This window comes from Ruegeria sp. AB8 (genome assembly GCF_056542605.1).
In genome coordinates this window covers 1-10,401 of record NZ_JBQGAB010000050.1, presented here as the reverse complement: position 1 = coordinate 10,401, position 10,401 = coordinate 1, and the positions used below count along the sequence as shown (strand labels likewise).

Annotated in this window: 10 protein-coding genes and 1 pseudogene; 2 read left to right on the top strand and 9 right to left on the bottom strand. The window is 53.8% G+C overall.

Annotated elements, in window-relative coordinates:
* Window positions 1-85: pseudogene (locus tag ACR0CG_RS23115) on the top strand (IS5/IS1182 family transposase); the annotation flags it as partial.
* Between the two features lie 176 nt (window positions 86-261).
* Here the strand turns inward: ACR0CG_RS23115 and ACR0CG_RS23110 are convergent.
* The 9 genes from ACR0CG_RS23110 to ACR0CG_RS23070 form a co-directional block, all read right to left on the bottom strand.
* Window positions 262-1,248: a type II secretion system F family protein gene (locus ACR0CG_RS23110; RefSeq protein WP_480527816.1), complete on the bottom strand. Its 987-nt coding sequence runs from the start codon at window positions 1,246-1,248 to the stop codon at window positions 262-264.
* Window positions 1,249-1,264: 16 nt separating this feature from the next.
* Window positions 1,265-2,233, bottom strand: coding sequence for a type II secretion system F family protein (locus ACR0CG_RS23105; RefSeq protein WP_480527813.1), 969 nt, complete (start codon window positions 2,231-2,233; stop codon window positions 1,265-1,267).
* Entirely contained in the window at window positions 2,230-3,618 is a 1,389-nt protein-coding gene (locus tag ACR0CG_RS23100) for a CpaF family protein (protein ID WP_321253552.1), read from the bottom strand. The genes ACR0CG_RS23105 and ACR0CG_RS23100 overlap by 4 nt, the downstream gene beginning before the upstream one ends.
* Before the next feature lie 12 nt (window positions 3,619-3,630).
* Window positions 3,631-4,857 carry a CpaE/TadZ family protein gene (locus ACR0CG_RS23095; protein ID WP_480527811.1) on the bottom strand — a complete coding sequence of 409 codons (1,227 nt, stop codon included), beginning with the start codon at window positions 4,855-4,857 and terminating at the stop codon, window positions 3,631-3,633.
* A complete protein-coding gene (locus ACR0CG_RS23090) occupies window positions 4,857-5,504 on the bottom strand; it encodes a TadE/TadG family type IV pilus assembly protein (RefSeq protein ID WP_480527809.1) in 648 nt (215 codons plus the stop codon). The genes ACR0CG_RS23095 and ACR0CG_RS23090 overlap by 1 nt, the downstream gene beginning before the upstream one ends.
* Entirely contained in the window at window positions 5,501-5,998 is a 498-nt protein-coding gene (locus ACR0CG_RS23085; protein WP_480527807.1) for a TadE/TadG family type IV pilus assembly protein, read from the bottom strand. Before ACR0CG_RS23085 ends, ACR0CG_RS23090 begins: the two co-directional genes overlap by 4 nt.
* Before the next feature lie 12 nt (window positions 5,999-6,010).
* Window positions 6,011-7,549: a TadE/TadG family type IV pilus assembly protein gene (locus ACR0CG_RS23080; protein ID WP_480527805.1), complete on the bottom strand. Its 1,539-nt coding sequence runs from the start codon at window positions 7,547-7,549 to the stop codon at window positions 6,011-6,013.
* An 8-nt stretch (window positions 7,550-7,557) separates the two neighbouring features.
* Window positions 7,558-8,517: a Flp pilus assembly protein CpaB gene (cpaB, locus tag ACR0CG_RS23075; RefSeq protein WP_480527803.1), complete on the bottom strand. Its 960-nt coding sequence runs from the start codon at window positions 8,515-8,517 to the stop codon at window positions 7,558-7,560.
* Window positions 8,518-8,652: 135 nt separating this feature from the next.
* Window positions 8,653-8,829 carry a Flp family type IVb pilin gene (locus ACR0CG_RS23070; RefSeq protein ID WP_480527802.1) on the bottom strand — a complete coding sequence of 59 codons (177 nt, stop codon included), beginning with the start codon at window positions 8,827-8,829 and terminating at the stop codon, window positions 8,653-8,655.
* Between the two features lie 523 nt (window positions 8,830-9,352).
* Here ACR0CG_RS23070 and ACR0CG_RS23065 point away from each other — a divergent pair.
* The gene (locus ACR0CG_RS23065; protein ID WP_480527800.1) at window positions 9,353-10,183 is read left to right on the top strand and encodes a helix-turn-helix transcriptional regulator; all 831 of its coding nucleotides are present in this window, start codon (window positions 9,353-9,355) and stop codon (window positions 10,181-10,183) included.
* Window positions 10,184-10,401 lie beyond the last annotated feature (218 nt).

Sequence of the window (10,401 nt, the reverse complement as noted above, 5' to 3'; positions counted from 1 at the left end):
GCGGCGGGTCGCGACCCGTTACGACAGATGCCCAAAGGTCTTCCTGTCAGCCATCGCGCTGGCGGCAATCGTCACTTACTGGCTATGTGTCCTGACCCTAAGCCATTACTTCGGAACTGTAGAAGAACTGATCCGTCGAATACTCTGGTTAGCTTTTTGCAAGCCGAAGATCAGTTGAGCATGGCAAAATTCAGGATATGTTTGGATTGTCCTCGGCCTGACTGAACAATCGCACGCCTCATTGTCACCACCACCTTTGCTTTACCCAAACATGTTCACCCAGCGGATCAGCATTGGCGCAAGGCAAATCAACAACAAAACGGGCATCATGCACATGGCCATAACGGCGGACATTTGCACTGGAAGGCGGTTTGCCTTTTCCTGAGCGCGTAGCTCGCGATCAAGCCTCATGTCAGTCGCAAACCTGCGCAACGATGCGGAAATGCTGGTGCCATACTGGTTGGATTGTAAAAACGCGTTGGCAAATGAACTCAACTCGTCGATTCCGACCCGGTCGGCCATGTCAAGAAAGGCGGCCTGTCGTTCCTTGCCCGCCTGCAATTCCAACTGAAGAATTGAGAACTCCTGCGAAATCTCGGGCGCCGCACTTGCCATCTCATGTGACACACGGATCATCGCTGCATCAAAACCCAGACCGGCCTCAATCGCCACCTGCAGCAGATCGAGTGCGTTTGGCAGGCTGTGTTCAATTGCCTGGCGGCGTTTCTTTATGCGATAGCGCAACCAGATTGCGGGTCCATAGAAGCCCGAGACCATTAACACCGTTACGATTTGCAATGTGTTCATCCAAGTAACACCCTGCAATATGCCGGCGATCCCCAATTGAATCTGGGTTTCTATTGGCAGCGCCATGGCTGCGACAAATGTGGCCGGCAGGACAAATCCCAAAATTACACGGCAGGTGTAGTATGTGCGAATGGCGTGCTTTCGTTGAATGCCAGCCTGTCTTAGGAGCTTGCCAATCCTGGAACGTTCGTTCTTCGACGACGGAACGAACGCCTTGAGAAGCCCGTGCGGATCGCTGTTGTCGCCTTGAATGAGGTCAAAATCCTGACCGTGCCCACTTGAAACTGACCCTCCACGCATGCGCTGTGCCGCCGTGTTGTCGGCCTCGGTTAACCCGGACAGGCCCATGACAACAAAAAACACGCTAAGGGCAATTCCGACGAGCAAAAAGAACTGCGGCGAGAGGCTTTGCTCACTCAGAAACTCTTGAATAATATCCATATCATCAGCCCTTTTTTTAGAACTTGAACTTAACCAAGCGGTTCAAGATGAGCCCCTGAGCAATTGTCAGGCCTACAATCACGCAGGCGAAATAGGGAAACAGTGGGTCATTGCGAACGTCGCCGTAGAAGGTAGGCGTGGAAATTTCGATCGATAGGTAGATAATTACCGGCAAGATCGTGAGGATTAGGCTGCTCAGACGACCTTCAGCGGAGATCGCCTTGATCTTCTTCTGCATTGTGTGCCGGTCCCTGATGGTTTGGGACAGGATGGTCAGAACCCGCGCAAGGTTGCCGCCGGTTCCATGCTGAATGCCAATACTCACGGCAAGGTACTTTGCGTCCTCGGTGCCAACGCGTTGCGCAAAGTCGTGAAAGCCAGTCGCGACATCATCGCCGTAATTGATCTGATCTTTGATGATGCCAAATTCCGTGCCGATTGGATCCGGCAAGTCCGTTGCGACGTTTCCAACCGTAACAGCAACCGGATGACCAACCTTCAATCCCCGGGCCATCAAATCCAGAGCGTCCGGCAGTTGTTTTGTCAGCTTCTTCGATCGAGCGTTCTTCATGGCGACCAGCACGATGAACGGCCCAACGAGACCGAGAACCGCGCTCAGAAGGGCTGCCAATTCCTGGACGAGAAACCGGGACGCGCCTGCGAAGGTCAACAAGGCCAAGAACACGACTGCGAGGGCAGCCCATATCGGACTGATCGTTAACCCCGCTTGAACGAGCAAACGGCGAAAACGAACTATTGGACCGGCTTTTTCCCCCGCGGCGAGCATCGCGGGATCCCGAAGGACTTGCAGTACTTGATCACTTGAGGCTCCGTCCTGAATCATCTTCATGCGCCGGTTCCTGGCTTCGCTTTGGGTTTCCCTGCGAAGCAGAAGCTGGTGCAGACCCTCGTAAACCAGCAGAATGCCAAGAAAAATCGCGATATAGATCAGAATGTTCAGTGTGTTTGGTTGCAGATCAATCATGACGTCATTGCCCCGCGAATAAACATGTCGCTATCCACATCAATGCCCGCGGCAACCAGTTGGTCGAAGCATTTTGGGCGGATGCCGGTCGGCAGGAACTCTCCCAATACATCCCCGTTTTCAGACTTGCCGCGACGTTTGAAGACAAAGATGTCCTGCATGGTGATCGTGTCGTCCTCCATGCCGGTGATTTCCGAAATGCTGACGACCCTGCGTGTACCATCGCTGAGGCGGCTCAGTTGCAACACGATTTGGATGGCCGAAGCGATTTGAGACCGGATGGTCTTGATGGGCAATTCTGCCCCCAACATAGTCACCATCTGTTCCACCCGGCTGAGCGCATCACGCGCTGAGTTTGCGTGAACGGTGGTCATCGACCCGTCATGGCCGGTGTTCATGGCCTGAAGCATGTCAAAACATTCAGCCCCACGAACTTCCCCGACAATAATGCGATCCGGCCGCATCCTGAGCGCATTGCGCACCAGATCGCGTTGAGTGATCACGCCCTGTCCCTCCGAGTTTGGGGGGCGGGTTTCCAGACGAACCACATGGCTTTGTTGCAGCTGAAGTTCGGCGGCGTCCTCGATTGTTACGATACGCTGATTGCCGTCGATAAAGGATGAAACGGCGTTCAGCATTGTTGTTTTGCCGGAACCGGTGCCACCGGAAATCAGGATGTTCAACCTTGCTTCGACCAGCGCCTCCAGAAGCTTGGCAGCTTGGCCGTTCATGCTTTCTCGCTGAACGAGCTTGTCGATCGTCAAAGGATTGCGCGAGAATTTGCGGATCGACAGCGCAGGCCCGTCCACGGAACACGGGCGAATGATTGCGTTGACACGGCTGCCGTCCTCCAGGCGCGCATCGACCCATGGCTGGGATTCATCAATGCGACGACCGACTTTGCTGACGATCTTGTCAATTATCCGAAGCAGATGGCGTTCATCGCGAAAGCGTGCCGTCGATTCTTCTAACAAACCAAAGCGTTCCACGTAGACTTGATCATATGAGTTGACCAGAATGTCGTTGACCGTCGGGTCTTCCAGAAGTGGTTCCAGCGGACCCAGCCCCATCACTTCGTGAATCAACTCGTCGACCAGTGATGTGAAAGCCTCGGACCGCAAATGAAGGTTTTCCGCCTCGATCAGGCCTGTCACCAACGATGCGATTTGACGTTTCAGCTCCGACCGCTCAACCTTGTCGATCACGGACAAGTTTAGCCGGTCAAGAAGTTCGCCGTGCAAACGGCTTTTGAGCTCCAGATGCGCTTGCAGATCAACGTCCACGGGTTCCGGAGTCACCTTGGGCCTGGGTACTTCGATTGGCTGCTCAAGGACCAAGACATTCGAATTGGATGCAGCCTTGCGTGATCTATACTCATTGAACACGGTGATCTCCTTTTAAGTCGTTTTTGTTGCCACCGGCCGAACGTCTTCAGACATCGCGCCAGCAAGTTTTGTCAGGGCTTTGCCAAGGTCGGATCCCGGCTTCATGTCCACGATGGGACGCCCAAGATCGACTGAGTTGCGGGCGACCTTGTGGTTCTCGGGCAGCCAGTGTTTCAGCTTGGTTTTCAGGACTTTCTCTGCCTCGCGAACGTGCCCCGGCTTGAGCAGAGTCTTAGGTTCGCGGTTCACAATAACTTCGACCGGAAGAGAGACATTGGCTTCGCGGTAGAAATCAATCAAACGTCGCGCTTGGCGCACGCATGGCACGGTTGTGTCAGTAACCAGCGCAAGCTGGGTCGCACGCTTGAAAATGGGTTCGACCCATTCGACAACGGCACAGGGCAGGTCGATGACAATATAGTCGTAACGACGTTGAAGCAGATCGAGCATACCTTCGAGAAGGTTCGTATGTATCGACTGAAGCGGAACCAAAGGGGCAGGCGCGCAAAGCACGTCGATGCCGAGTTTGTGGTTCTGAAGGATCGATGACAGGAAATGGTCATCGGGCTCATCCGAGTTTTCGATGAACTGAAGGCACCCTCCGTTGTCTTCGAGATCCAGAAACACGTTTGCGTTTCCGAATTGCAGGTCGAAGTCCAAAAGTGCGACGCGTTTTTTCTCAGTCTTCCGAAACAGGGAGCCCTTGCTGCCAACCAGCGAGCACGCAAGGTTCACCGCAACAGTAGACGCGCCGATACCGCCACGGGATTTTGCAACCGGGATAACCCGACCCAAGGCGGACAGACCGTTCCTCGTCTGAAGCTGCGGAACGGTGCGCGATATGGTTCTTTCACTGACCGCAGCTTTCAATCCCTCGCCATCGATCGACAAGGGAAGCACTTCGTCGATACCAATTTTCCGCAGTTCACGGGCTTTGGTGATCGAAAGATCATTCTGCGTCAGCGCCACGAACAAGGTGTCATCATCGCGATGCGTCAGCAGTTCTTCGACGGCTTGTACCTCGCCCGAGTCATCCGGGTCGATTTCAAATATCACCACGTCATGCTTGAACGCCATTTCGCGGGCGGTTCCGTTCAGTGTTTTGAACGAGCCAGCCAATTCAGAAACTTTGTTTTCTTTGACAGCGGGAAACGCGTTTGCGACCGCCTGCGCGATTGTTTCTCCTGCTGACAGAAGCATGACCGATTGTGACTTGAGATCTGAAACGTGGTTACTCATTACCCTGACTCTCCTAATGCAAGGTCTTCAGCAGGCAGCGAGACGCTGAAATTGGAATAGCCGGCTGTCGAAGAGATTGTGCTGCTTGTCGCACCCGCGGCGTTGGCCAAAGCGGCCAGAGGCGACACGAACTGAAAATCACTCAGGTTCAGTTCAACAGTGACCATGGGTGTGTAAGGGCCGCCCAGGAAACCCAGATTGGAATTGAAATCATAGGAAAATTGCAGTGCGCTGATGGTTGTGCCCGGTGGCAGAAGCGGACTGACGCGATCCCAGATTTCCGACGCAGTGGCGTTGGTGGCGATACCCGAACACGTAGGGGTCATGGGATCGGCGCATATGCCGACCGAGGCACTGCATGAGGTGCCGAAACGAGGTTGGAGTGCAGATGTTCCTCGCGTGTGAGTTTGCGGAACGCCAGCACACGCAGGTGGACGCACCACGGCGATACGAGCGGCCAACTGCGCTGCTTTTTGTGCGTTCACTCCACTGTACGAAAGCCTGCCAAAGTCCAACAGCGCAAGGAACAGGAAAGAAAACAACGACACGACCAGCGCAAATTCGACCAGAACGCCACCATGCTGCTCTTGCAGGAATGAGCGACCGCTCTGTCGCAAACGCGCGTGGATATCCAGCAGGCGTCTCATTGGCCAAAAATCCGCGATGTATCAGCGACGTCCGTGGTCACTGATGTCGCACCGCTGCCGAACAGCGTCAGGATGCCGCCCAGCGGAAACTGAATGGTGATATTGGCACTCACCTGGCCAACAGGGGCCGGGTTCATTCGATAGGTGCCGGACACGCAAGACAGGCTTGGCGTCACGGAATTGACCGTCACGCTGGACGGAAACAGGTTATTTCCGTTGATGTCCTGCTCAACAATGTTTTTCAAAGTCGTGGTCAGCCCCGCAACAGAGCCACCGGATGTGCAGATATCTGCAGGTGTAACTCGCGACAAGTAGCGGCTGGCATCGCGCACACCGGCGATGACCGACTGGTACGACCACATAAGGCGCGCCGACTCCAGAGTTACGGCCAATAGAAGCAACATGATCGGCATAACAAGGCCGAACTCGACAAGGATTGCGCCGTCGTCGTTCCTGGCGAAACGTCTGAAAGGAAATCTGTGCCTCATACTCATGAACGTGCGCCTTTAACGATACAACTGTACGACGTCGCGGAAGATGCCACCGAAGCCATTACCGCCGCTTCCAACACCGGTGACATCCGGGAAGCCGACGACCTCGCCGTGAATGTCAAAACTGGGTGGCGAGCTGCCATCATCGCCCACCGGTTCCGTCAGGAAGACGGCAACGAATTTTGTTACGGGAACCCCGGTCGTCGAACCGGAAACAGGGTTTTGTGCGCAATCAACGCCGGCCGCTGTTACAACGCGCCGCGCCGGGTCATTCGACATTTGGCTTGAACACATTGGGCGGCCGGTTTCGGCAAGAGAAGGATCAAGGATGGCGTTAGCGTTTGGTGCTGCGTAAGGGTTTGTATTCCCGTAGGCAATTTCCCGAAGATACATCCCGTATCGCGTGCCCGCGAATACTGAATTCGACCCTGACAACGGGGGCAGGTGAGTGTCACTGCCAACACCGTCTGCCAGCCCATCAGCCAGATCGTGGTTCTGGTTCAGGTAGCCGGCCCGATCCCAGGTGCCATCGCCGAAACGGTTGTTTCCGCCGCAGGTGCCCGCCGCCATGCACAGGTCGCGACCAAGGCCGGTTGTGTCGGGTGTCGGTTGTTCGTTGCCTTGAATGCAAGCGCCGCCACCGTTCTTTTCAATGCCCTTGATCACGTTCGGCGCCGGCGCGAAATCTATGTTGTTTTTCTCGCCATTGAGAACAGAGCGGTAGATGTCAAAACGCACGTTGAATGCCGCGTTTGTGATGCCGACTTTCTGCCCTGGTTCCGTGTCCAGCCCGTTGGTGAGAATGCACTGGGTGATCTGGCTTTGCGCCGCGATGAGGCACGCCAGTTTGTTGCCACCTTCGTCTGCGCACACACCCGAGGTGTCCTGGAAGTTTGCCAGATCGATGAAGCCAAAATTACCGGGCCCCCAGGCAGTACCATTGCCGCCACTGCGAAGCAGGATTTGATCGCCGACTGTCAGAGTGGACTCCCAATTCGGCGGAAGGCAGAACATGAGAGGTGAAATATCGCACGCGGCTTTCGAGTATCCGGCCACCGCTTCGGCCGAAACGCCGGCAGCCGAGAAACCGCTCCCTCCAAGCATTTTGTCCAGTGCGGAAGCAAGGCTCATGCTCAGCGATTTCGGTGTCAACACGACGTGCGCGAACTTTGCTTGACGCGGATCTGTCGTGAGGTCCGCGCCGAGCGGCGTAAGATCTGAAGCAGGAAGCGCGGAGTGAAACGAGAGGGTATAGTCAGATGAACCTGAAAGCGCGGCGCTGCCATTCGCAAATGTCTGACTGTCACTAATCAGATTTGCCGCCGCATTTGTGGCCCGCGAAATCGCATTAGGTTGTCCGTCCAGCTCAGCGGCCGCAGCCAGGGCCACGTTGTCCGCAAACGACTGAAGCTCGGCATGGGTAGAGTTCAACCGGCCAACATCCAGAGTGATCGCAAAGAAGCCGAGGAAAGCGACCAAGGCGGTGCCCCACAGGATTGCTACCGTACCACGGTCATCCTTGATGAAATCGGATATGAAAGCAGCTACTCGCATGGCAGGGCTTACTGGCTGGGTGCCTGGCTGATTTTTATCGTTCGAGCGCGAGGTTTGACCTGCGGCGTCGCGACCGCCGGGGCAAGTTGAGCATCTTTCTGGGGGGTCGTTTCCAGTTCGGTGACAGGCTCGGCGTCTGTTCTCTCTTCCGCTTCGTTGAGCTGCCTTTGGATGGTTACAACCTCGGTCTCGGTTCCGCGACGGACCGTTACAGTTGGTTGAGCTTCGACTTTCTCCACCGGGCCTTCTTCCTGCAAAAGATCGCGCAGGCGAACCATTTCCATGGGTTCATCTTCAACATTATCCAGTGTTCTGAGCGTCAGACTCAGTGTTCCGGCCTTTTGAGCCAGCGCCAGACGTTGTCCCTGCTGTGGGGTGACCTCAACGGTTATCGTCCGGGCGATCTCAGGTTGATCGCTGAGTTCCTCTGACTGCTGATCCACGCCAATCACGCGGATGTTCTGCAAGATGGTCACCGCGCGAAGTTCCTGCTTCGCACCTTGCGTCAGGACGATGTCTACATGATCGCCGGGCGTGACAAATCCGCCAACCGCAGTCACGGCATCGACCTCGATCGCCATGGCGCGCGTGTTTTCTCCAAGTTTCTGAACCAGCGTGACTTTTTCACCAAAGTTCGAAACCTTTGAAAGAAGCATCACTTCGCCGGGGTAGAACCGCCCTTTGGCGCGGCGCAATTGGCGGCGGTTGTCGGGAACAAGAACGTCGATTTCCGTGAAAACTCCGGCCGGAAGTGCTTCGCGCGGCCAGGGGTGGATCGTAACGTTGTGAGCTTCGATCGTTTGGCCAAATGCGATCTCCGATCGGGCCACATAAATTTCGACCAAATCTGCATCAGGCGATACGCTTGCTGTGTTGGCCTTGAACTGAATATGGTCTTTCGCCAGGTAAACGGAACCGGAAGCTATCGCAATTCCAAACAGCGTAGAAATTATTGGTCTGATACGCATATCTCTCTCCAAAAGTCTCGCACTCAAATACGGAACTTCGGCTTTCCTGTTTTTGCGAAATTCCTGGCGGTAAATTCTGCGCCGCCAAACTTGAGTGAGGGCGCAGAATTCTTTGATGTTCTGACCTGGTTTCGGTCAGCAGGTTGCACTGCCCAAAGCAGCACAGGCACCAGTCACGTTTGTATTGGTGGTAGTGCCCAGATACGAAAATGCACCGACTGCAATCGAGGCGACCACCAAAAGGGCCAGTCCGTACTCAACAATTGCCGCACCGCTTTCGTTCTTGGCAAACTTCTTCAAAAATTTGATCATTATTTCCCCCAAAAGGTTAAGTTAGTTTCAACGCTCCACAGTAATGCAGCGCAAGCCAGGCAAAAAATGCTTTAGCTTGGAATCAGAATAGGGGCGTGGGAAGCAGCATCCTTCCCTCAAAGGTAAATATATTACACGCAAAGGATGTAAGTTGTATGTTGCTATCACTTAAAGGATTAAAAGAATTAACCCAGCATTAACAGGGTGTTAAAGCGCGAAAGAATCATCTCGGCTGTAAACAATGGCTCGGCCAAGGCTGAAATTGTAATCAATTTGATAGCCAGTTTTGGGGTGTGGAAATTTTTCTCTGGAGGGAGCTTGGTAGTTGAGAATATGTAGAGATTTAAAAAAAATTGATAGATATGAATGATTTATAGTAATCTACTTGTGGCCCGTTTGAACGCGGAAGTGCAACCCGCGCGGTGAAACCGGTTGCTCATAGGTTTCGTGTAGAACAAATTTGTCGTCCAGGTTCGGACGTGTTTGGTTCGACGATTTTTTTTATCTAGTTGGGTTGTGGGGTATGAGTGTCAGTTTTGTTAAGAGCACCCACGCGAAGGACAGTTTTAACTTCGTGATGGAATGGACGCGGGCCGTAAATAACAATGGCTCTATTCTAAATGCAGCAAATTTTTTAATGCGTCTGCTAAATGCGGATGCGCTTTTAATTGTCAGGGTTTCGAAAGCTGGTTGGAAAGTTAAGCACATTGCACGGTGTTGCGTCCAACAAGGGAAGATATGGCCGTCGCAACCTCAAACCCAAGCAGAATTGGTTTTTGGGGAATGCATCTCAAATGCAAAGCCGGGATCTATCTGGACATTAACGGATATGATGCTATCCGGTGCGGCACCAATGTCTCGCTATCAATATCATAGACCTGAAGGGTTGGTCGAAGTCATTGTGGTTCCGCTTGAGACAACCGCGTCACATATCGACTACATTGAATTGCACTACAGTGTCAGCCCTCTGGAACCCGATCTGGATTTGTTAGCTGTTTTGACTTCAACTCTTTCGTCTGGATGGAAGAACCGTTTGCCCGGTGCGATTTCTGCAAAGTCCGAGCAGCCCCGCAGCCATTGTCTGTCCGAAGACAGCGGCGGCGACTATGTCCCGATCCTTGATCCTCAGAACCCGGCGGCGCTCAGCAGATGCGAGTTCCGGGTTTGTGCGATGATGAGGGAAGGAATGACAGTAAAGCTAATCTCGGAAACTCTTTCGGTTGGCCCCGCAACTGTTCGTTCACACCTCAGTTCAATTTTCTCTAAAACCGGTACGTCCAATCAGGTCGAACTTTTGCATCTGTTAAATCGGAACGCCCAAGCTGGAGGAAAGCTCAAGGGTTTTGCAGGTTGACAATAAAAATTGGTAACTGGTGTTTGAAGTTTGCTGGCTGACAAGACGAGCTGCTCATGTGGGATTGAAGTATGTCGTCTGATATTGCGACGTTTGGGTTTTCGCCAGCATGGGTTCTCCGCTTGCCTAGGGTCAGGACTCATAACCAATAAATGACGGTTGCGGCGAGGGCGATGGCGGAGAGGAAGACCTTCGGGCATCTGTCGTATCTGGTCGCC